At 71.9% G+C, this 21,726-nt stretch carries 18 protein-coding genes; 14 read left to right on the forward strand and 4 right to left on the reverse strand.

The annotated features are described in order from the left end of the window. The first annotated feature begins 90 nt into the window (after window positions 1-90). From ASF18_RS12660 to ASF18_RS12690, 7 genes are all read left to right on the forward strand, one after another. A complete protein-coding gene (locus ASF18_RS12660) occupies window positions 91-888 on the forward strand; it encodes a hypothetical protein (RefSeq protein WP_056211642.1) in 798 nt (265 codons plus the stop codon). Then, window positions 885-1,658, forward strand: coding sequence for an LptA/OstA family protein (locus ASF18_RS12665; protein WP_244472686.1), 774 nt, complete (start codon window positions 885-887; stop codon window positions 1,656-1,658). The genes ASF18_RS12660 and ASF18_RS12665 overlap by 4 nt, the downstream gene beginning before the upstream one ends. 83 nt (window positions 1,659-1,741) lie before the next feature. Beyond that, window positions 1,742-2,530: an LPS export ABC transporter ATP-binding protein gene (lptB, locus tag ASF18_RS12670; protein WP_244472721.1), complete on the forward strand. Its 789-nt coding sequence runs from the start codon at window positions 1,742-1,744 to the stop codon at window positions 2,528-2,530. Window positions 2,531-2,898: 368 nt separating this feature from the next. Beyond that, entirely contained in the window at window positions 2,899-4,461 is a 1,563-nt protein-coding gene (gene rpoN / locus ASF18_RS12675; RefSeq protein ID WP_082487469.1) for an RNA polymerase factor sigma-54, read from the forward strand. Window positions 4,462-4,697: 236 nt separating this feature from the next. Then, complete coding sequence (raiA, locus tag ASF18_RS12680; protein WP_056211646.1) at window positions 4,698-5,309, forward strand: ribosome-associated translation inhibitor RaiA; 612 nt, start codon at window positions 4,698-4,700, stop codon at window positions 5,307-5,309. Between the two features lie 118 nt (window positions 5,310-5,427). Further along, complete coding sequence (gene ptsN / locus ASF18_RS12685; RefSeq protein ID WP_055946855.1) at window positions 5,428-5,895, forward strand: PTS IIA-like nitrogen regulatory protein PtsN; 468 nt, start codon at window positions 5,428-5,430, stop codon at window positions 5,893-5,895. Window positions 5,896-5,897: 2 nt separating this feature from the next. Further along, the gene (locus tag ASF18_RS12690; protein WP_056352035.1) at window positions 5,898-6,236 is read left to right on the forward strand and encodes a hypothetical protein; all 339 of its coding nucleotides are present in this window, start codon (window positions 5,898-5,900) and stop codon (window positions 6,234-6,236) included. Between the two features lie 27 nt (window positions 6,237-6,263). Here ASF18_RS12690 and ASF18_RS12695 read toward each other — a convergent pair whose 3' ends face one another. The 3 genes from ASF18_RS12695 to ftsE all read right to left on the reverse strand — a co-directional run bounded on the left by ASF18_RS12695 (window position 6,264) and on the right by ftsE (window position 8,927). Then, the gene (locus tag ASF18_RS12695; RefSeq protein WP_244472687.1) at window positions 6,264-7,073 is read right to left on the reverse strand and encodes a YdcF family protein; all 810 of its coding nucleotides are present in this window, start codon (window positions 7,071-7,073) and stop codon (window positions 6,264-6,266) included. Window positions 7,074-7,215: 142 nt separating this feature from the next. Beyond that, complete coding sequence (locus ASF18_RS12700) at window positions 7,216-8,229, reverse strand: ABC transporter permease (protein WP_082487473.1); 1,014 nt, start codon at window positions 8,227-8,229, stop codon at window positions 7,216-7,218. Continuing rightward, window positions 8,229-8,927, reverse strand: a complete 699-nt coding sequence (ftsE, locus tag ASF18_RS12705) for a cell division ATP-binding protein FtsE (protein WP_156394047.1) — start codon at window positions 8,925-8,927, stop codon at window positions 8,229-8,231. Before ftsE ends, ASF18_RS12700 begins: the two co-directional genes overlap by 1 nt. Window positions 8,928-9,152: 225 nt before the next feature. Between ftsE and ASF18_RS12710 the strand changes: the two genes are divergently transcribed. The 5 genes from ASF18_RS12710 to ASF18_RS23715 all read left to right on the forward strand — a co-directional run bounded on the left by ASF18_RS12710 (window position 9,153) and on the right by ASF18_RS23715 (window position 12,441). Further along, window positions 9,153-9,959 carry a zinc-ribbon domain-containing protein gene (locus tag ASF18_RS12710; RefSeq protein WP_056352038.1) on the forward strand — a complete coding sequence of 269 codons (807 nt, stop codon included), beginning with the start codon at window positions 9,153-9,155 and terminating at the stop codon, window positions 9,957-9,959. 12 nt (window positions 9,960-9,971) lie between these two features. Then, on the forward strand, window positions 9,972-10,541 hold the full coding sequence (hpt, locus tag ASF18_RS12715) for a hypoxanthine phosphoribosyltransferase (protein ID WP_056211657.1): 570 nt from the start codon (window positions 9,972-9,974) through the stop codon (window positions 10,539-10,541). Between the two features lie 158 nt (window positions 10,542-10,699). After that, window positions 10,700-11,065, forward strand: a complete 366-nt coding sequence (locus ASF18_RS12720; protein ID WP_055946868.1) for a response regulator — start codon at window positions 10,700-10,702, stop codon at window positions 11,063-11,065. Window positions 11,066-11,105: 40 nt separating this feature from the next. After that, window positions 11,106-12,155, forward strand: coding sequence for a cysteine synthase A (locus tag ASF18_RS12725; RefSeq protein WP_056352041.1), 1,050 nt, complete (start codon window positions 11,106-11,108; stop codon window positions 12,153-12,155). Between the two features lie 130 nt (window positions 12,156-12,285). After that, window positions 12,286-12,441, forward strand: a complete 156-nt coding sequence (locus tag ASF18_RS23715; protein WP_156389751.1) for a DUF3309 domain-containing protein — start codon at window positions 12,286-12,288, stop codon at window positions 12,439-12,441. Between the two features lie 9 nt (window positions 12,442-12,450). Here ASF18_RS23715 and ASF18_RS12730 read toward each other — a convergent pair whose 3' ends face one another. Then, window positions 12,451-13,935, reverse strand: coding sequence for a serine protease (locus ASF18_RS12730; RefSeq protein ID WP_244472688.1), 1,485 nt, complete (start codon window positions 13,933-13,935; stop codon window positions 12,451-12,453). Window positions 13,936-14,082: 147 nt separating this feature from the next. On the opposite strand from ASF18_RS12730, the gene ASF18_RS12735 reads away from it, so the two are divergent. Together ASF18_RS12735 and pbpC are read left to right on the forward strand one after the other, a co-directional pair. Then, window positions 14,083-19,458: an alpha-2-macroglobulin gene (locus tag ASF18_RS12735; protein ID WP_082487475.1), complete on the forward strand. Its 5,376-nt coding sequence runs from the start codon at window positions 14,083-14,085 to the stop codon at window positions 19,456-19,458. Between the two features lie 208 nt (window positions 19,459-19,666). Further along, entirely contained in the window at window positions 19,667-21,685 is a 2,019-nt protein-coding gene (gene pbpC, locus ASF18_RS12740) for a penicillin-binding protein 1C (protein ID WP_244472722.1), read from the forward strand. Window positions 21,686-21,726: the final 41 nt, after the last annotated feature.

Raw genomic sequence — 21,726 nt, forward strand, 5'->3', positions numbered from 1 at the left:
GCCACTGCCCCCGGCCATCCGGCGGTCGACCCAGCCGTGGCGCGCTCCTCGCGTGCGCCGACGCCGCCGGGGCACGATGTTGGAAAGATCATGCACCTGGGCGCGGCGATCGAGACGGGGCAGACGAGCGACGGCCGCGTCGATGCACGCCGGACCCGCGCCCATGCGCGGGCGCGCAACCACAGCAGCCACGTGCGCGCCCTGCGCCGGCTGATCCCCCTCGCCGCCGGAACCGCCGTCATCGCACTCGCGGTCGTGACCCTGTTCAATCCCTTCGGAGCCGGCCTCCCCGACGTGTCGGTGGGCCAGCTCAGCCTGTCGGGCAGCAGGGTGAAGATGGAGAATCCCCGCCTGTCCGGCTTTCGGAAGGGCGACCGGGGCTACGAGGTCACCGCCATCGCCGCTTTCCAGGACGTTCGCAAGCCGAGCGTGATCGAATTGCAGGCCATGAAGGGCCAGCTCAACACCGACGACAAGGGCGGCCTCGTCCACCTCGAAGCCGCCTCCGGCGTGTTCGATTCCGCGCGCGAATCCCTGAACCTCGACCGCGACATCCGGCTCTGGACGGACAAGGGGGAGGAGGTCCGCCTGAAGACGGCCGCCGTCGACTTCAAGGCCGGCAGCGTCCGGTCGAGCGAGACCGTCGCCGTCTCCATGCCGAGCGGCACCATCGTGGCCGACACCCTGGAGGTGATCGACAGCGGCCACGTCATCTCCTTCGTCGGCAACGTCCATACGGTCCTGCACGGTCGGGATCCGTCGGGAGGGGATCCGCAGGACAAGTCCGAGGCCGGGGCCGACAAGGCTCAGGTCGCCGGGCTGACCGACAAGCCGACGCGCATCCGGACCACGGCGGCCGAGCCCGAGGACGGGGAGCGCCGCCGGTGACGCGGCCCACGGTGAAGGACGTCGTCCCGCATCGGTGCCTGACGGCCCTCGTGCTCGCGCTGGCGAGCGTGATCGCGGCCGGGCCCGCCGCGGCACAGACGGCGCCCGCGGCCCCGCGCAAGGAGAAGGCCGCTTCGCCCCTGGGCAACCTCGGCGGCGGCGGCAAGGAGCCGATCAAGATCGACGCCGATCGTCTCGACGTGTTCGACCGCGAGAACAAGGCCGTCTTCGCCGGCAACGTCGTCGCCGTGCAGGGCGACAGCACGATCCGCTGCTCCAGCATGACGGTGCGCTACAAGCGCGGCAAGGACAAGAAAGAGCCAGCGGCGGGCGGCGAGCCGGCCAGCCAGGCGGAGCGGGCCGCCGGCCTGAACGAGAACGGCATCCAGCGCGTGGAATGTGCCGGCCCGGTGACCGTGGTGCAGAAGGACCAGATCGCCACCGGCGACAACGCCGTGTTCGATCAGGAGGCCAAGCGCATCGTGGTCACCGGCAACGTCATCCTGAGCCAGTGCCAGAACGTCACCCGCGGCTCCCGCCTCGTCTACGACATGAACACCGGCCGGGCGAACATGGACCCAGTGGCGGGCGGGCGCGTCTCCGCCCTCCTCGTGCCGCAGAAGGAGGACGGGGCCAAGGGCAAGGGCTGCACGCCGGCGTCCATCGCCGGACGCGCGGCCAAGCCGCCGGCCGACAAGCCCGCAGCGGACAAGCCCACCGAAGCCTCCGCCGAGAAGCCTGCCGGCAAGACCCGGGCCCAGACGAATTGAGTGCCGCAGCGCCGGCGCCCGCCCTGGCGGAGCGCTCCTCCGATCGTGCCGGCGCGCCGCCTGCGCCCTCCCTGCTCCGGCGGTTGTTCGGAGGGCGCGCCCGTCGTCGCGCGGCCGAGGCGGCCGCCATCGTCGATGAGGGCGGCGGGCCGGGCATCCTCTGCGTGCGCGGCCTGCGCAAGAGCTACGGCGCCCGCACCGTCGTGCACGAGGCCGGCCTCACCGTGCGCAACGGCGAGGCGGTCGGTCTCCTCGGCCCCAACGGCGCCGGCAAGACCACCATCTTCTACATGATCACCGGCCTCGTCACGGCCGATCGCGGGACCATCACCCTCGACGGCCTGCCGATCACCCAACTGCCGATGTACCAGCGGGCCCGCCTCGGCATCGGCTATCTGCCCCAGGAGGCCTCGATCTTCCGTGGCCTCACCGTGGAGGACAACATCCGTGCGGTTCTCGAGGTGGCCGAGCCCGACCGCAAGGAGCGCGCCCGCAAGCTCGAATCGCTGCTCGAGGAGTTCGATATCGCGCGCCTGCGCAAGTCGCCGTCCATCGCCCTCTCCGGAGGCGAGCGCCGTCGCTGCGAGATCGCCCGGGCGCTCGCTTCCTCGCCGAGCTTCATGCTTCTCGACGAGCCCTTCGCGGGGATCGACCCCATCGCGGTCGGCGACATCCAGGACCTGGTGAAGCACCTGAAGCAGCGCGGGATCGGCGTGCTCATCACCGACCACAACGTGCGCGAGACCCTTGGGCTCATCGATCGCGCCTACATCGCCCATTCGGGTCGCATCCTCACCGAGGGAACGCCCGAGGAGATCGTGGCCAATCCGGAGGCCCGCCGCCTCTATCTCGGCGAGGATTTCCGCCTCTAGGGGCCGGTCTCGTTCGAACCCTGCAGCGTCAGCTCTGCATCCGGGTCACAGCCCACGGATTTTTTCAGCCGGCGTCCAGTCCGATCCGAACCGCACGCCAATGGTGCAATGCGGGAATTTCGGCTGATTTTCCAAGCTTTTGTTAGCGTCCAAGATGCGACGCAGGGGTCTCCGCGGGAGTGCCCGCCCCCGTGCTGCTTTCATGGCCTGCTCAATTTGCGTGCAATCCTGGTCCGCCACGCTTTGACGCGGGATCGGGTTGGCGTTAGACCTGGGGGCAGACGACAGGAAGCAAGATTTGTGCCGAGGTTCGGTTCACGGCGACGTGGGCCGCTGATCCGAGGTGCGACTCACCCGGGGCGACAACCATGAGTCTGCTGCAACGGCTGGAAATGCGCCAGGGCCAAGCCCTGGTGATGACGCCTCAGCTTCTCCAGGCGATCAAGCTCCTCCAGCTCTCCCAGCTCGACCTCGCCGCCTACGTCGATGCCGAACTCGAGCGCAATCCGTTGCTGGAGCGCGCCGACGGCGAGAGCGAGATCGAACGCGCGCCGGCCGAGACACCTTCCGAATCCTCGGTCGATCGCGACGGGGACGGCGAGGGGGGCGACTACGACGGGAGCGACGAGCCCTGGATCGCCACCACGCTGACGGCGAGCGGCGCCGACATGGAGAGCGCCCTCGACACGCGCCTCGACAACGTGTTCTCGGACGAGAACCCGACCCATGCCCGCGAGGCGGCTTCCGGGGACATGCTCTCGCTGACGCCGGCGCCCTACGGCAATACCGGCGGCAGCTTCGACGGCGAGGCCCCGGACTTCGAGGCGAGCCTCACCGCCGAGGTTTCCCTGCGCGAGCATCTCGGCGCCCAGCTCGACCTCGCCACCCGCGATCCCCTGGACCGGCTGATCGGCGGCTTCCTCATCGATGCCGTCGACGATGCCGGTTACCTGCGCGAATCGATCGACGCGGTGGCCGAGCGCCTCGGCGCCTCCCTCGACCGGGTCGCCCGGGTGCTGAAGCTTGTCCAGAGCTTCGAGCCCGCCGGCATCGCCGCGCGCGACCTCGCCGAGTGCCTCGCCCTGCAGCTGCGCGACCGAGACCGGTTCGATCCGGCCATGCAGGCGCTGGTGTCGCGCCTCGACCTCGTGGCCAAGCGCGATTTCGCGGCGCTGCGCCGGCTCTGCGGCGTCGACGACGAGGATCTCGTCGACATGCTGGCCGAGCTGCGCCGGCTCGATCCGAAGCCCGGCCGCGCCTTCGGAACCCGGGCCGTCGAGGTGCTGATCCCCGACGTGTTCGTGCGCGCGGCGCCCGACGGCTCGTGGCTGGTGGAGCTCAACGCCGAGGCCCTGCCGCGGGTGCTGGTCAATCAGAGCTACTATGCCCGCGTCTCCCGCGGCGCGGCGGCCGAGGGCGACAAGGCCTTCCTGTCGGAATGCCTGCAGACCGCCAATTGGCTCACCCGCAGCCTGGAGCAGCGGGCCCGCACCATCCTCAAGGTCGCCTCCGAGATCGTGCGCCAGCAGGACGCCTTCTTCCTGCACGGCGTCGCTCACCTGCGCCCGCTCAACCTGAAGACCGTGGCCGAGGCGATCGGCATGCATGAATCCACCGTCTCGCGGGTCACCTCGAACAAGTCGATCGGCACCAGCCGCGGCACGCTGGAGATGAAGTACTTCTTCACCGCCGCGATCCCGGGCGCCGCCGGCACCGCCTCGCATTCGTCCGAGGCCGTCCGCCACCGCATCAAGCAGCTCGTCGACGGCGAGGCGCCGAGCGACGTGCTCTCCGACGACGCCCTGGTGCAGCGCCTGCGTGACGAGGGCATCGACATCGCACGCCGCACCGTCGCCAAGTACCGGGAATCCCTGCGCATTCCCTCCTCGATCGAGCGCCGTCGCGAGCATTTCGCCTATGCGGGGCGGTGAGACCCCTCGGCGGGGCGTCCCCTTCGGCGACGAACGGGGCGGGCCGGCAAGATGCACAGCGGCCCGCCTTCCGCAGCCCCAGGGGCTCGCGCGAGGCCAGGGGCCGGGCTGCGAATGACGGATCGGCGGCCGGGACAAGGCCTCGGCCCGGCCTCGCGTTGACTTCTCCGAGAGAGGCTCCTTAACTCAGGTTGCGCCTTACCCAGGGCGTGTCCACAACGAAAATCGGAGGGATCATGGGGTCATTGCGCGTGACGGGCCACGGCCTGGACCTTGGCGAAGCCCTTCGGGGGCGGGTCGAGGAGCGAATGGCTGCCACGCTCTCGAAATATCTCGACAGCCACATGAGCGGGACCTGCTCCGGCCACGTCACCCTCCGGCGGGACGGGACCGCCTACCGCACCGATTGCGTGCTCCACCTCGTCTCCGGCCTGACCCTGGAGGCCTCCGGCGCCGCCCACGACGCCCATGCGAGCTTCGAGCAGACGGCGGACCGCCTGGAAAAGCGCCTGCGGCGCTACAAGCACAGGCTGAAGGACCATGGCGCGGCCGGCCATGACGGCGCGACGGTGCAAGCGGCCTACGCGGTGTTCGCCGCCCCGAGCGAGGCCGACGCCATCGACCTCGACGAGGATGATGACGACGGGGAGGCGGCGCACCCGCCGGTGGTGGCGGAGAGTACCAAGACCCTGAAGCGCCACTCGGTCAGCGAGGCGGTCACCGCCCTCGACCTCACGGGCGCGCCGGTCATCGTGTTCGTTCACGCTGGCACCGGACGCATCAACGTCGTATACCGCCGCACGGACGGGGCCATCGGCTGGGTCGATCCGGCCGAGACAGCCTCGTAGGCGCGGGTCGGGAACAGAGCCTGAACCCGCTCGATTGAGTTCAAGGGCCGCCTGGGTGGCCCGACCTTTCATGGAGTGGCGGCCGGATCGGCCGCCGCCGACGGGGCGACGGTCCTTCATGCCAGTGCTGGAATTCCTCTCTCCGGATTCCGTGGTGCCGTCCCTGCGTGTCCGCGCGAAGAAATCGATGCTGCAGGAGCTCAGCGCGCACGCGGTGCGTCAGCTTCCGGCCCTGGACGAGCGCGAGGTGTTCGAGACCCTGCTGCAGCGCGAGCGCCTGGGGTCCACCGGCATCGGCGACGGCGTCGCCATCCCGCATGGCAAGCTGCCCGGCCTCGACCGGCTGTTCGGCCTCGTCGCCCGGCTGGAGAAGCCGGTGGATTTCGATGCCCTCGACGGCCAACCCGTCGACATCGCCTTCCTGCTCCTGGCGCCCGAGGGCGCCGGTGCCGACCACCTGAAGGCCCTGGCCCAGGTCGCACGCCTCCTGCGCGAGCCCGGCATCCTCGAGCGCATCCGCGCCGCCCGCGACGCCAGTGCCCTCTACGCGTTGCTCACCCACACCTCGGCCTCGCAGGCCGCATGATCATGCGGATCCTGCCCTGCGCGCCCGTGGTGGTCGCGCTCCTGCTCGCCGCCGCGCCTGCCCGCGCACAACAGCGTGGCGCCACCGATACCGCTTGCGCCCGCGATGTCCTCGTGGCGAATTCCATGCAGCGACAGGCGATCGACCAGCTCGAACAGGCCGGCAGCGAGGCGGCCGACCAGTGTCGCGTCTGGCGCCGGCACGTGGAGACCATGCGCCGAGCGGCCAGCGTCTATGGCCGCTGCCTCTCGGGGGCCGAGCGCACGGATCGTCTCAACCAGGTCCAGATGTCCGAGAAGGAATTCGCCGGGATGATCCGGAGCCAGTGCAAGGGGCTGTGAGGCCTCGGGCTCCAGGCAGGGCTCGACCTATTCCTGCCCGCGCAGCAGCAGCGGTTCGGCGACCATCTTGATCGGCTTGCCGCGTCCGATCAGGATGGCGGCCCGTGAACGCTCCGGATCGTGCTCGAAGCGGGTCCGGACCCAGGCCACGAGGAATTTCAGGTATTCCGAGGCGAGCAGCTTGGCGGAGGAGGGGTGATGCCACCAGCGGTCGGCATCGAAGCCCTCCGCGATCACCGGATGAGGCACGACGCGGTCGGCACCCATGAGGGCGTGGTCGAGTTCCACCATCGTGCGGGGCATGTGGTAGTTCGAGGTCACCACCGTCACCGTGCTGAAGCGATGCTGGCGCATCCAGCGCCGGGTCTCGATGGCGTTGCCGATGGTGTTGCGCGCCCGATAGTCGAGGTCGACGCAGCAGTCGATCCAGTGGCGCTGCGTCGGGTTGAGGCGGGCGATCTCGTCGCGACTGGTGCGCTCGTTGACGCCGGTGATCAGCAGGCGCCGGCCATAGCCGTTGGCCAGGAGGTCGATGGCGTCGCCGATGCGCTGCGCCCCGCCCGTGAGCGCCACGATGCCGTCGGCCCGACCCTGCGGCACGCGCTCGTCCCGCTCCAGGCAGGCCACGAATGTCAGGAAGCCGCAGAAGAGTGCGACGGTGCCGGTGGCCGCGAGGCCGATGGTGGCCTTGGCGGTCGGGCCGAGCCCACTCCGCGCCCTGGTTCCAGGAGCGGCCGAATCCGGCTGCCGTCGTGCCGGGGCGGGCGCGCGGGATGCGGCGTCGGTCCAGGCCCATCCGAAAGCCTCGGAGGGCCTCATGGTGCCGCTGGCTGACATCCGCCTCGTCATTCCCCCAGAGAGTAGCCCCGATTGGGGCGTTCACGAGGCAAGTATCTCCGCCCGGAAAGGTTCATGGAGGGTTAACGGGATCGTCGGCTTCGGTGACAGGGCGTGCGCGCCTGTCGCCGGCCCACGCCCCTCAGGCCAGGAACCGTCGCACGGTGAGACGCGAGACGATACCGGTCACCACCGATGCGATCACGCCGATGAGGAGCACGGCGGCGTAGCCGCGCCAGCCGATATGGAAGGTGCCGAACAGGGCCTCAATCTCCTCGCCGGCCGGGCCGGAGCGCCAGTTGCGCGCCACAAGCCCGGCCAGCGCGAAGGCCGCGATGGCTGCCCCCGAGCCGATGATGCCGCCGCGCAGGCCGAGGCCGAAGAACCGGCGCTGGAAGGCCCGGGCGATGAAGTCGTCGTTGGCGCCGACGAAGTGCAGGACCTCCACCACCTCCCGGTTGCCCGCCATGGCGCCGCGGGTCGCGAAGACCACGGCGAGGCCCGTCGCCACCAGCACCAGCAGGACGATGCCGATCCCGACGCCCACGAAGGTGTTGGCCGCCGTGGAGAGCCGGCGCAGCCAGAGGGCGTGGTCGTCGAGGCTCGCCACCCCGGGCAGCGCTTCGCTGAGGGAACTGCGCAGCGGCTTGAGGTCCGGGGACGTCTCCGCGAGCTTCAGGGTCACGAGCCGTGGCACCGGCAGGTCCGAGAGGTCGAGGCCGCTGCCGAGCCAGGGCTCGAGCAGCCGCTCGGCATCGGCCTTCGAGAACACCCGCACGGCGGCGATGCCGGGGGTGGCCTTGGCGAGGCCCTCGGCGCGGGCGACGTCGGCATCGATGTCGCGCCCGGGGCTCGGACGCACCTGGATCGTCACCTCCTGGGCCACCGTGTCCTGCCATTGGACGGCGCTGGAGGCCACGATCTCGGCCGCTCCCGCGCAGAGCGCGGCGAGGAAGGTCAGGATCGCGATGACGGCGGCCAGGGCCCGGCTCGCCGCCGAGTCGGTCGGCACCAGGGGAGCATTGCGGCGCAGGGTCGGGGGCAGGGGGGCGGTCCGCGATTCGGGCGGCGCCGGCGGCTTCACCGGTGGCCGGTCGTCGGTGCGGGGCGGCGCACGGTGCGCCGGCGCGGGGGACGGAGTGTCGGTCTCGTCCATCATGCCTCGACCGTCAGGCGCCCTTCGCCGAGGACGAAGCGCCGGGCATCGACGAGGTCCATCAGGGCGAAGTCGTGGGTGGCGATGAGCACCGAGGTGCCCAGCCGGTTGAGCTCGATGAACAATCGCAGCAGGCGGCGGCCGAGGCCGGGGTCGACGTTGCCCGTGGGCTCGTCGGCCAGGAGCAGTTCCGGCCGGGCGATGAGCGCCCGGGCGATGGCGGCCCGCTGCTTCTCTCCGCCCGAGAGCAGGGGCGGCAGCACGTGCATGCGCTCGCCGAGACCGACCCAGCGCAGGAGCTCCACGACCTCGGCCCGGTAACTCGTTTCCGAGCGCCCCTGGACACGCAGGGGCAGCGCGACGTTCTCGTAGGTGGTGAGGTGGTCGAGCAGGCGGAAATCCTGGAAGACCACGCCCATGCGCCGCCGCAGGCCGGTCAGCGCCTCGCTGGAGATGTCGCTGACCTCCTCGCCGAAGACCGAGACGAGGCCGCGGGTGGGGCGCACCGACAGGAGGATCAGGCGCAGCAGGGTGGTCTTGCCCGCACCGGACGGCCCCGTGAGGAACTGGAACGAGCGCGGCGCGATCTGGAAGCTGACATCGCTCAGCACCTCCGGCCCGAGACCGTAGCGCATGCCGACGCTCTCGAACTGGACCACCGGCTCCTCGGCTCCGGAGAGGAGCGACTGCGTGTTCACCCGATCCGCCACGATCCCCCCAAGGTCCTGCCTAACCGAGGTCCTGCCTGACCAAGCCTGCCTGACCAAGCCTGCCCAACACAGTCGGCCCTTTTGCGACGGCCCCGCGCATCCGGGTTATAGGCCGTCCGCTTCACGGACGGTTAACCGTGTTGGCCGAGAACCGTTTGAGTCTTTTTGCCCCCGTCGGCAACCGTCCATCGAGATCCGAGGCCCACGGACGCCATGCTGATCGTCTGCCCGTCCTGTGCCAGCGAGTACGAGATCGACGTGGACCGCGTCGGCGCGGATGGGCGCTCGGTGCGCTGCGCGGCCTGCCGCGAGACCTGGTTCATCTCCCCCGACGACGTCTCCGCCGCCCTTGAGGCCGAGATGACCGCCGCCATGATGGCCGCCTCCGAGCTCGGCCCCGCCGCGGCGCAGAGCCGCGCCTCGGCCCAAGCCGATCTCGATGCCTGGGAATCGGCCCTGACCGCCGAACCCGAGCCCGTTCCATCGCCGCCCGAGACGCCGCGCCCGCGGGCGCGGGCCAAGCCCGTGAAGCCGAAGCGCACGGGCTTCCCCCTGGCGTCGCCTGGGGCCGCCCTCGGGCTCGCCGTGGTGGGCGGACTCGGCCTCGCCGTTCTCGGACGCGCCACGGTGGTGCGGGCGATGCCCCAGAGCGCCGGGCTCTATGCCCGCGTCGGTTTCCCGGTGAACCTGCGCGGCGTCGAATTCCGCGACGTCGTGGCGTTCCAGAGCCCGGGAGAGGGCGCGCAGGGCCAACTCGTGGTGGAGGGCGATCTCGTCGGTGTCGCCGCCGAGGCCACGGTGCCGCCGATCGAGGTGGAGGTCCGGGACGGCCGTGACCAGCCGCTCTATCGCTGGCGCATCGCGCCCCCGCGCACGACGCTCGAGAAGAGCGAGACCGCGCGCTTTCATGCGAGCCTGTCGGCGCCGCCGGCGCAGGGCCGCTCGGTCCGCGTGCATTTTGCCGCCGCCGAGGCGGGCGAGACCATGCCGAAGGCCGGTGCCAGCGCTCCGGCCCCGTGATAAGGAATGCGGATGACCAGCGCTTCCCGACGCGTCCGCGTCCTCTTCGACGAAACCGCCATCGCCCGGCGCACCGAGGAACTTGCAGCGGCCATCGCCGCCGCCAACCCCGAGAACCTGCTCGTGGTGGCTGTGCTCAAGGGCAGCTTCATGTTCGCCGCCGACCTCCTGCGCGCCCTGCACCGGGTCGGGCTGGAGCCGCAGGCCGAGTTCGTCCACCTGTCGAGCTACCGCACCGCCACGGTCTCCTCGGGGCAGGTCGAGATCCTGCGCGACGTGGAGAGTGAGGTGCGCGGACGCGACGTCCTCCTGGTGGACGACATCCTCGAATCCGGCCGCACCATCGTGTTCGCCAAGGACCTGCTGATGGCGCGGGGCGCCAAGCGGGTGCTCACCGCCGTGCTCCTGGAGAAGCCCGGCAAGCGGGCCGTGACCATCGACGCGGATTTCGTCGGCTTCACCTGCCCGGACGTGTTCGTGGTCGGCTACGGCATGGATGTCGCCCATGCCTACCGCCAGCTGCCCTTCGTCGGCCTCGTCGACTACGACAGCCGCGAGCCCGACCTGTTCGGCGGCACCTGAGGCGCGACCGCCCACGATCCGCGGAATTTCTCTGGCGCGCCAGAGAATATGAAACGATTTGGCCCTTAAAGGGCTTGCTGTGTCCGACGATCCCTTGACAGGGCGCCTCAGCGCTTGCGTGACTGAGCGCCCGGACCCGAGAGAGACACAGACGAACGATGGCCCGCATCCTCCTGGTGGATGACGAAGAGACGGTGCGGGGCTTCCTCAAGCGGGGCCTCGAGATCGACGGCCACGCCGTGGTCACGGCCACGGACGGCAGCGACGGGCTCGACCGGCTGACCGAGGCGGATGGCGCGTTCGACCTCATGCTCACCGACATCCGCATGCCGCTGATGGATGGGATCGCCCTGGCGCTCGCGGCCAAGCGCGACTTTCCCAATCTCACGATCCTGCTGATGACCGGCTTCGCCGACCAGCGCGAGCGCGCGCGGGGCCTCGATGCCATCGTGACCGACGTCCTGACGAAGCCGTTCTCGCTGGCCGACCTGCGTTCCACGGTGAATCGGGCCCTCGCCGCCTGACACGCGCCGGGTCCGTCGCCTCGCCCCCGGAATCCCGCGCATGATCCTCCATTCTGATCGTCCTCTGCCGGACATCCTCTCGGCCATCGGCGCCACGCCTCTGATTCGCCTGGCGCGCGCCTCGGAGGAGACCGGCTGCACCATCCTGGGCAAGGCGGAGTTCCTGAATCCCGGCCTCTCGGTAAAGGACCGGGCGGCGCTCTCCATCGTGCGCGACGCCGAGGCCCGGGGCGCCATCCGGCCCGGCGGCACGATCGTGGAGGGCACGGCCGGCAACACCGGCATCGGGCTGGCGCTCGTCGCCGCGGTGCGCGGCTACCGCACGGTCATCGTGATCCCGGAGACGCAGTCGGCCGAGAAGAAGGAAACCCTGCGCCTGGCCGGCGCCCGCCTGGTCGAGGTGCCGGCGGTGCCGTTCGCCAACCCGAACAACTACGTCCACGCCGCGTGCCGCCTGGCCGAGCGCCTGGCCGAGACCGAACCGGGCGGCGCCTTCTTCGCCGACCAGTTCGACAACGTCGCCAACCGGCAGGCGCACGTGGAAACCACGGGCCCGGAGATCCTGGCGGCGACCGGTGGGGCGGTCGATGGTTTCATCTGTGCGGCCGGGACCGGCGGCACCCTGGCGGGGACCGCCGAGGCCCTGCGCGCGGCGCGTCCCGGCGTGCGGATCGGCCTCGCCGACCCGGAGGGGTCCGCACTGCACGCTCATTACACCACCGGTACCCTGAGGGCGGAGGGCTCCTCGATCACGGAGGGCATCGGCCAAGGCCGGATCACCCGCAACCTCGCGGGCTTCACCCCGGACGTCTCCTTCCGGATTCCCGACGCCGAAGCCCTCCATATTGTCTTCCGGCTGATGCGGGAGGAGGGCCTCAGCCTCGGCGGATCGTCGGGCATCAACGTCGCCGGGGCGATCCGGCTCGCCCGGGATCTCGGGCCGGGCCACACCATCGTGACCATCCTGTGCGATGGTGCCGCGCGCTACGCCTCGAAGCTGTTCAACCCCGCCTTCTTGGCCGAGCGGGGCCTGCCGGTGCCGGATTGGCTTGGAACCGCATCGGATTCCCTGCCGGAGTGGCGAGCCTGACGTCGAACCGGCGAAAAACCCCGCCTTCGTGGGATTATGCCGCACGGACCGTTGAACGGAATCGCCACGGCGACGTTTGTACGGTCAAGCTCAAGCAATTCCGGTTGGGCGCGTGACGGAGTTCCCATCCATGACCCTGACCACCATTCTCCTCATCGTCCTGATCCTGATCGTTCTCGGCGGCGGCAACTTCCTCGGCGGCGGCGCTTACCGCGGACCGAGCTTCGGTCTCGGCGGCCTGCTGGTGATCATCTTGATCGTGCTGCTCGTCACCGGACGAATCTGACGGCCCCGCTCACGGCTGGCACGTGATGGCCACCACCGCGCCCACCAGGGTCGCGGCGGCTGCGCCCAGCGTGCCGGCCGCCTTCGGCGCAGGCGCTGTCCGCAAGCCCGCAGCGCCGAGGAAGACCGCGAGCGCGTCGGCCGGGACGAGCCTGTAGCTCGCAGGCGGCATGACCCCCGCGATCAGGCGGGGCTGTTTCGGAACCGTCGCGACGAGGCCCGCGAGCGCACCGGCGCGGTCCAGAACCGGAGCGCCGCCGGCGCCGGGCTGCAGCGGCGCGGCGACGCGCGCCCCGCCCGGCTCGGAGCGGCCCGGCGCCGCCACGACGCCCCCCTCGGCATCGACGGCCAACGCCACCACGGCCTCGCCCTCGGCGAGGGCGCCGGCGTGCAGGGCCGGCGTGCGTTCCGTCCGGCCGGGGAGCAGAGCCGTTTCCAGCAGCATCAGATCGGCGGTGCCGCCAGGGCTCGCCCGCGTCGGCAGGCCCGCGACCACCGGTGCCCGGCAGTCCACCAGCGCCGCTGCGCTGGTAAGCACCCGTCCCGGCGCCACGACCAGGCCCGTCGCGACTGGGGCCGGCCGGCTGCCTGCGACGGGCGGCAGGCTCGATGACGGAACGGCCGTCGCGGCCGGAGCCGGTGCCGAGGCGGGGGCCGTTTCGGGGAAGGGCACGAAGCTGTTGGCGATGGCGATGGCGAGGCGGTCGACCTCCCCGGACAGGGCCTTGTCGTAGCCGAGGGTGAGGCCGCGCAGGCCCGCCTCGCCGGCGGCGTAGCGGATGTAGGATTTGCCGGTTCCGGTCTCCGCGGTCACCACCAGGAAGTCGGGTCTCAGGAGCTTGTAGGTCACCCGCCGGTCGGGCCCTGGGGCGGTGATGCGGGCGAAGACCGCCTCCAGCCCGGTCTCGCCGGGCGGATAGGATTTCGTCTCCAGCGTGATGCGCCCGTCGGCGCTCTGCCAGCGGGTGCCCCCGGGCTGGGGCGTGCGCTTCGACAGGATGCGCTCGGGCACGCCCAGCACGACGCCGCTGGCCGGGTCCGGCTTCACGGCGAATCGGGCGGCCGCGCGCGCCGCGGCCCCCTCCTTGAGGAGGGCGGCGCGTCCGGCCGCGTCCGGCAGCCCCGCTCCGCCGGTTCGTCGGGCATGCGCCTGAAGCGCCTCGTAGCTGCGCCGCCCGAACGTGCCGTTGACCAGGCTGTTGTAGTCGCCGGTCCAGACCAGGGCGTCCTGCAGCCCCTTGCGCTCGGCCTCCGGCAGGGCCTCGAACAGGCTCCGTGCCGCCTCGAAGGCGGGATCGGGCGCAGCCGGCTTCGCCCGCGCGGGCGCCGATGCGGCGGGCGTCGACGGGATCGGCATCGGTATGGCGGGTCTCGGTATGGCGGATCTCGATGCGCCGGGGCTCGGTGCCGGCGGCGTCTGGGCGGAGGCCGCGCTCGCCGCCAGGGCCAGCACGAACCCGGTCAGGCCCCGGGTGGTCCGATCGCGTCGCATCATGGCCGAGTCGCGTCTCCCCCGCGAGAACCCGTCCGGTGTGGCAGAGCCCACGCCCGAATTCCAGGCCGTTGCGGCCGATGCGCGAAGTGCTACGGTTCCGCGCGGGACCGGTGCGACGGGCCGGCCTCCAGAGAACGGGGTGGAAGCATGGCGGGATCATCCGGATACGGGCGCTCGCCCCGATCTGTGGTCGGACTCTCTGGCCTCGTGCAGGTCCTCACGATCGCCGGGCTTCTGGCCCTCCCCGTCCAGGCGCAGGGGCAGGCCCAAGGGCAAGCCCAGTCGCCGACGACGCGCCCCGCTGCCAAGGTCTCGCCCAGGCCGTCCGCCGCCAAGAGCTTCGTGCGCGAAGACCTCGCCAGCGACGGTGTCCGCCTCGAAGCGACCCTGAAGGCCGAGGTGGGGAATCCCCGGCCCGATACCCGATCCGCCGCGAAGGCGCGGGCCGAGGGCGAGGCCCTGGTGGAAGCCGAGAAGCCGGCGGATGCCCTGAAGCCCCTCGGCCTCGCCGTGGCGAGCGAACCCGGCGAGCCGGCGAACTGGCTGGCCTATGCGCGCGCCGCCAGCGCGGTCGGCAGCGACGAGCAGACCGGTGACTACGCAGGCCGTCTGCGCCTGCGCCGCAACGCGCGGGCCGCTGCCTACCAGGGCTATCTGCGGGCGAGTGCCGGAGCGGTCGAGGCCGAGGCGCTCGCGACGCTGGGCGAGGTCTATGCCGCCGAATCGGAGTGGCGCCCGTCGCTCGAGGCCTACCGCGCCAGCCTGGCGCTCGCCGACGACGCGGACGTGCGTGCGACCTACGAGGGCCTTCGCGCCGAGCACGGCTTCCGCATCCTCAACTACACCGTCGATTCGGACGCTGCCGCGCCGCGCGTCTGCTTCCAGTTCTCGGAAGGCGTCGCGGCCAAGACCGACTTCACGCCCTTCATCGCCGTCTCCGGCGCAGCCAACGCCGCCGTCACCGGCACCGGCCAGCAGATCTGCGTCGACGGGCTCAAGCACGGCGAGCGCTACGCCTTCGTGGTCCGCTCCGGGCTGCCCTCCGGCGCTGGGGAGACCCTGCTCAAGGCATCCGATTACGAGGTCTATGTCCGGGACCGCTCGCCCCAGGTCCGCTTTACCGGGCGCAACTACGTCCTGCCCCGCACCGGTCAGGCCGGCGTGCCTCTGGTTTCGATCAACGCGGCCAAGATCGACGTTGAGGTCTTGCGCGTCGGTGACCGGGGGCTGCTGCCGTCGCTGCGGGCCGAGGACTTCCTGTCCCAGCTCAACGGGACGACGGCGCGGACCATCGCCGACCAGAAGGGTCGGCGCGTCTGGAAGGGCGTCCTCGACACGGCCAAGGCCGAGCTGAACCAGGAGGCCGTCACCGCCTTCCCGGTGCTCCAGGCGGTCGGCAAGCTGGAAGCCGGCATCTACATCATGGTGGCCCAACCCGCGGGAGCCACGGCGTCCACCGACGAGGAGGGCGGCTACGAGCAGCAGGCGACGCAATGGTTCGTGGTCTCGGATCTCGGCCTCACCGCCTTCAAGGGCCGCGACGGCGTCCACGTCTTCGCCCGCTCGCTGGCCTCGGCCGACGTGCTGACCGGTGCCGAGATCCGGCTGGTGGCGCGCAACAACGAGGTCCTGGCCACGGCGAAGACCGACGGCCAAGGCCACGCCGCCTTCGCGTCGGGCCTCGCCCGCGGGGAGGGGGGCACCGCACCGGGCCTCGTGGTGGCGCAGATCGGCGACGATTACGGCTTCCTTGATCTCGGCCAGTCGGCCTTCGACCTCACGGATCGCGGCGTGAAGGGCCGGCCCCAGCCCGGCGCCGTCGAGGCCTACGTGTTTCCCGAGCGCGGGGTCTACCGCTCGGGCGAGACCGTGAACCTCACCGGCCTGCTGCGCGATGCACAGGGCGCCGCCGTGCCGGAAATTCCTCTGACCCTGGTGGTCAAGCGTCCCGACGGCGTCGAGTACCGCCGCGCCCAGGTGGCGGATGCGGGCCTCGGCGGACGCGCCCTGGCGCTGCCCCTTCTGGCCGGCGCGCAGCACGGCACCTGGCGGGTGGCGGCCTACACAGACCCCAAGGCGCCGGCCATCGGCGAGGCGAGCTTCCTCGTGGAGGATTACGTCCCCGAGCGCCTCGACGTGACGCTCTCGAGCGCGACGCCGAGCCTGACCAGGGGTGCGCCCGCCACCATCGACGTGGCGGCGCGCTACCTCTACGGCGCGCCGGGCGCCGGGCTCGAGGTTTCCGGTACCGTCCTGGTCCAACAGGCGGCAGGCAGCGGGATCCAGGGCCTGGAGGGCTTCTCGGTCGGCCTCGACGACGAGCGGGTGGAGGCCGCCTCGGCGGAGATCGACGCCCGCGCCACCACCGATGCGGCCGGCAGGGCCCGGCTCGTCGTCCCGGTCCAGGCGCTCGCCGCCCCGCGCCCCGTCGAGGCGAAGATCACCCTGCAGGTGGGCGAGCCCGGCGGGCGGGCGCTGAGCCGCAGCCTGACCCTGCCGATCCTGCCCGACGCGCCGGTGCTCGCCATCCGCAAGGGCTTTGCCGGCGACCTCACCGAGGGCGGCGTCGCCGGCTTCGACGTGGTCATGGCCGCTCCCGACGGCCGGCGCCTGGCGCAGGGGAACGTGGCCTGGACGCTCCAGCGCGTCGAGAAGAACTATCAATGGTACCGCGAGGGTGGGCGCTGGTCCTACGAGCCGGTGACCAGCACCCGCCGCGTCGCCGATGGCCGTCTCGACCTGATCCCCGCCGCGCCGGGCCGCGTCAGCGCCACAGTGAGCTACGGCACCTACCGGCTGGAGGCGAGCGTGCCCGGTCGCCCGGCCGCCACCGCGAGCGTGACCTTCACAGTGGGCTGGAGCGGGGGCGAGACGGCGGACGTGCCGGACCTCCTCGACCTGCGCCTGGACAAGGCGGCCTACGCCACCGGCGAGACGCTGCACGCGCGGCTGCAGCCGACGTTCAAGGGACAGGCGACGCTGGCCGTCGTCAGCGACAAGCTGCACGCGCTCCTCACCGTCGACGTGCCGGCCGCCGGTGCCACCATCGACATCCCCGTGAAGGCCGAGTGGGGCTCGGGCGCCTACCTCGTGGCCACCGCCTACCGGCCCCTGGACCAGGCGGCCAAGCGCCTGCCGGGCCGTGCGCTCGGTGTCGCGTGGTTCGGGGTCGACCGGGACAGCCGCAATCTCGGCGTCACGCTCGACGCGCCGGCGAAGGTCCGTCCGCGCGAGACCCTGACCCTGCCGATCCGGCTCGCCGGCCTGCGAGCCGGCGAGGAGGCGCGGGTCACCGTCGCGCTGGTGGATGTCGGCATCCTCAACCTCACCCGCTACGAGGCACCGAACCCGTTCGGCTACTTCTTCGGCCAGAAGGCCCTCGGCCCGGAGATCCGCGACCTCTACGGATACCTGATCGACGGCATGCAGGGGACGCTCGGCGCCATCCGCTCCGGCGGCGACGGGGCTGCAGCCGAACTCGCCGATTCGCCGCCGACCCAGGCGCCGCTGGCGCTCTATTCCGGGCCGATCGCCGTCGGACCCGACGGCCGTGCCAGCGTCAGCTTCCCCCTGTCGTCCTTCAACGGCACCGGCCGGGTGATGGTCACCGCCTGGAGTCGCGCGAAGGTGGGCGCCGCCCAGGCCGACGTGATCATCCGCGATCCCGTGATCGTCACCGGCACCCTGCCGCGTTTCCTCAATGTCGGCGATCGCTCGCGCGTCCACGTCGCCATCGACAATGTCGAGGGGCCGGCCGGCGACTACACCGTGGATCTCGACCTGACCGGCTCCGTGCTGGTCGGTGCCGAGGCCCTGCACAAGACCCTGCGGCTGGAGGCGGGCGCCAGGGGGGGCCTCGTCATTCCCATCACCGCTGCCGGGCCGGGCCCGTCGCGGATCGACCTCACGCTCAGCGGCCCCGGACTGCCCGAGGGCGTCGGCCAGAGTTTCGCCCTGACCATCGGTCCCGGCACGGGGGCGCTCGCCCGCCGCTCCGTGGAGACCCTCGAACCCGGCGCGGCGTTGCACCTCTCCGACGAGCTCCTGGCCGACATCCTGCCCGGCACCGGCACGGTCTCGCTCTCCGCCTCGAATCTCGCCGGCATCGACGTGCCGGCGCTCCTCCAGTCCCTCGACCGCTATCCCTACGGCTGCTCCGAGCAGACGGTGAGCCGGGCGATGCCGCTCCTCTACGTCCACCGCCTCGCGGCTCAAGATCAGCTCGGTCAGGATCCGCTCGGCCTCGACAAGGCCGACGAGCGCGTGCGCCAGGCGATCGAGCGGGTGCTCGGCCGCCAGAACGCGGCCGGCGATTTCGGCCTGTGGTCCACGGATGGCGCCAGCGACACCTGGCTCAACGCCTACGTCACCGACTTCCTGACCCGGGCCCGGGAGCGCGGGTTCGCCGTGCCCCAGACCGCCTTCGCCAATGCCCTCGACCGCCTGCGCAACGCGGTGGCCAACACCACCGAGGTCGGCGACGGCGGCATGGACATCGCCTACGCCGCCTACGTGCTCGCCCGCAACGGCCGCCCGGTGATGGGCGACCTGCGCTACCTCGTCGACACCAAGCTGGCCGCGTTCGCGACGCCCCTCGCGCGCGGACAGATCGCGGCGGCCCTGGCGTTGTTGGGGGACCGGGGCCGGGCGGCGAAAGCCTTCGCCTCGGCGCTGGCCGGTTTCCGGGAGGCGGCTTCCACGACCTCGGCCTACCGGCCGGATTACGGCTCGCGCCTGCGCGACAGCGCGGGCTTGCTGGCGCTGGCCGCCGAGACGGGGCTTGCCCGCGACAGCGTCCAGCCGCTCGGTGCCATCATCGCGGCCGAGCGGGCCGCCGGCCGGCCGACCAGCACGCAGGAGGAGGCCTGGATGGTGCTGGCCGCCGAGGGCTTGAGCGCGGATTCCGACAACCTTCGCTTCACCCTGGACGGTAAACCGCAGAGCGGTGCTCTGGCGCGCCGCTACCGCGCCGCCGCCCTGGAGGGGAAACCCGTCACCCTGGTCAATGCCGGCACCCAGCCCGTGCAGGCGGTGGTCAGCGTCAGCGGCAATCCGATCGCTCCCGAGCCGGCCGAGGCGCGCGGCTACACCATCGAGCGACGCTATCACCGTCTCGACGGCGCCCCGGTGGATCTCGCGCAAGGAATCCACCAGAACGACCGTCTCGTGGTGGTGCTCACCGTGACCGAGGCCAAGGCCAGCGCCGGTCGCCTCCTCCTGGTCGACCGGCTGCCCGCCGGCCTGGAGATCGACAACCCGAAGCTCCTCGATGCCGATGCGCTCACCGGTCTCGCCTTCGCCAAGTCCGACGTGGCGCCGGTGCACACCGAGTTCCGCGACGACCGCTTCGTGGCCGCCTACGAGCGCACCCCCGAGCAATCGGCCTTCTTCCGGGTCGCCTACACCGTGCGGGCGGTCTCGCCCGGCACCTACGTTCACCCGGCCGCCACCATCGAGGACATGTACCGGCCGGAGCGCTTCGGGCGTACGGGGTTCGGTTCGATGACGGTGAGCGCGAAGTAGGGCCGTGGATACGGGCCGCGACCCTCCTCTCCGGTCCGATCGGGCGCGCACGGCATGGCGCACCGCGTCCCCCTCGTGGAGGGGGGGACGCGGTGCGCGTGACCGTGAAACTCCGAGTGCCCCCGGAACGGGGCGGGGACTTCGGCGCCTCGCGCTCGCAGCCCTTGCCGTTGTCGGTCTCGGCCCGACCCTCGCCCTCTGGCACTTCATCCAAACCCTGCCGCCCCTCGACCTGATCCCGGCCGGGCTCCGCTCGACGGTGGTGCTCGACCGCGACGGGCGGCTGCTGCGCCCCTTCGCCACCGCCGACGGGCGCTGGCGTCTGCCGGTGACCGGGTCCCAGGTCGATCCGCGCTTCCGCGCCATGCTCACGGCCTACGAGGACCGGCGCTTCGCGAGCCATCCAGGCGTCGATCCGACGGCGACCCTCCGGGCCGCGGGGCAATGGCTGGGGGCGGGCCGCATCGTCTCGGGCGGCTCGACCCTGTCGATGCAGGTGGCCCGCCTCGTCGAGCCGCGGGCCCAGCGCTCCCTGGCCGCCAAGCTGCGCCAGATGGTGCGGGCGGTGCAGCTGGAGCGTCGCCTCGGCAAGGACGGGGTGCTCGACCTCTACCTGGCGCTCGCTCCCTATGGCGGCCCGGTCGAGGGCCTGCGTGCCGCCAGCCTCGCGTATTTCGGCCGCGAGCCGGCCCGGCTCACCTTCGCCGAGAGCGCGCTCCTCGTGGCTCTGCCGCAAGCGCCGGAAGCCCGGCGACCCGACCGCTTCCCCGAGGCGGCCCGGCGCGCCCGCGACCGGGTCCTCGCCATCGCCGCCGCTCAGGGCGTCGTCACGGCGGCCGAGGCGGAGGCCGCCCGCGCCGAGCCGGTGCCATCCGCGCGAAAACCCTTCCCGATGCTCGCCGCCCACGCGGCGGAGGCGGCCCATGCCGCCGACCCGGGTGCCCAGGCGATCCGCCTCACCCTGGACGGCCGCCTGCAGGCGAGCCTCGAAACCCTGGCCGCCGAGCGCGCGGCCGCCCAGGGACCCGGGATCTCGGCCGCCATCCTGGTGCTGGACAACCGCACGGGCGCGGTTCTGGCCCAGGTCGGCAGCCCCGGCTACCTCGATGCGAGTCGCGCCGGCGCCATCGACATGACGGGCGCGATTCGCTCGCCGGGCTCCGCCCTCAAGCCGTTCATCTACGCGCTCGCCTTCGAGACCGGGCTGGCGCATCCCGAGACGCAGCTCGACGACCGGCCGGTGCGCTTTGCCGGGGCCTACGCCCCCGAGAACTTCGACCTCGGCTACCAGGGCAGCGTGACGGCGCGACGCGCCCTCCAGCTCTCCCTGAACGTGCCGGCGGTGGACCTGCTGGAAGGGGTCGGCCCCGCCCGCTTCATCGCCCGCCTGCGGGCCGCCGGCGCCCGCATCGACCTGCCCCGCGACACCGCGCCGGGCCTGCCGGTGGCGCTCGGCGGCCTCGGGATCACCCTCACCGACCTCGCCCGCCTGTTCTCCGGACTCGCCCGGCAGGGGCTGGTACCGAACCTGACCCGTCGCGTCGGGGAGGCGTCGGGCGGAGGGGCCGGCGCGCCGCCGCAGGAGGCCCGCATCACGGACGCCGTCGCTGCCTGGTACGTCGCCGACATCCTTCGGGGTGCGCCGCCGCCCGAGAATGCCCTGGCGGGCCGGTTCGCCTACAAGACGGGCACCTCCTACGGCTACCGGGATGCCCTGGCGGTGGGGTTCGACCGGCGCATCACCCTCGCGGTCTGGGTCGGACGGCCGGACGGCAATGCCGTGCCGGGCCTCGTCGGCCGGGTGGTGGCGGCCCCGATCCTGTTCGATGCCTTCGCCCGTTTCGGCGGCGAGCCCGACTCCGTGCCGATGCCGCGCGACGCCCTGGTGACCACCACGGCCGGCCTGCCGCCGCCGCTACGCCACATCCGGCGCGACATCCCCAAGACCCTGTCGGCGGCGCTGGGGGGCGCCCTGAAGATCGCCTACCCGCCAGACGGCGCCCGCATCGATCTGGGCCTGTCGGAGCCCGATCCCGCATCGTCGGCGCGTCTCGCCCTGAAGGCGCTGGGCGGCGTGCCGCCCCTGACCTGGATGGTCGACGGCCTGCCGGTGGCGGGGGGCGCGCGCCGACAATCGGCTTGGGCTCCGGACGGTGCCGGCTTCGCGCGGATCTCCGTGATGGACGCCACGGGCGCCAGCGACAGCGTCGTGGTCCGGCTCGAGTAACGTCCCCGCCCGGGGTTTCACGCCGGAGGGCGGCCCGGCCC

The organism is Methylobacterium sp. Leaf89, from assembly GCF_001422215.1.
GTDB lineage: Bacteria > Pseudomonadota > Alphaproteobacteria > Rhizobiales > Beijerinckiaceae > Methylobacterium.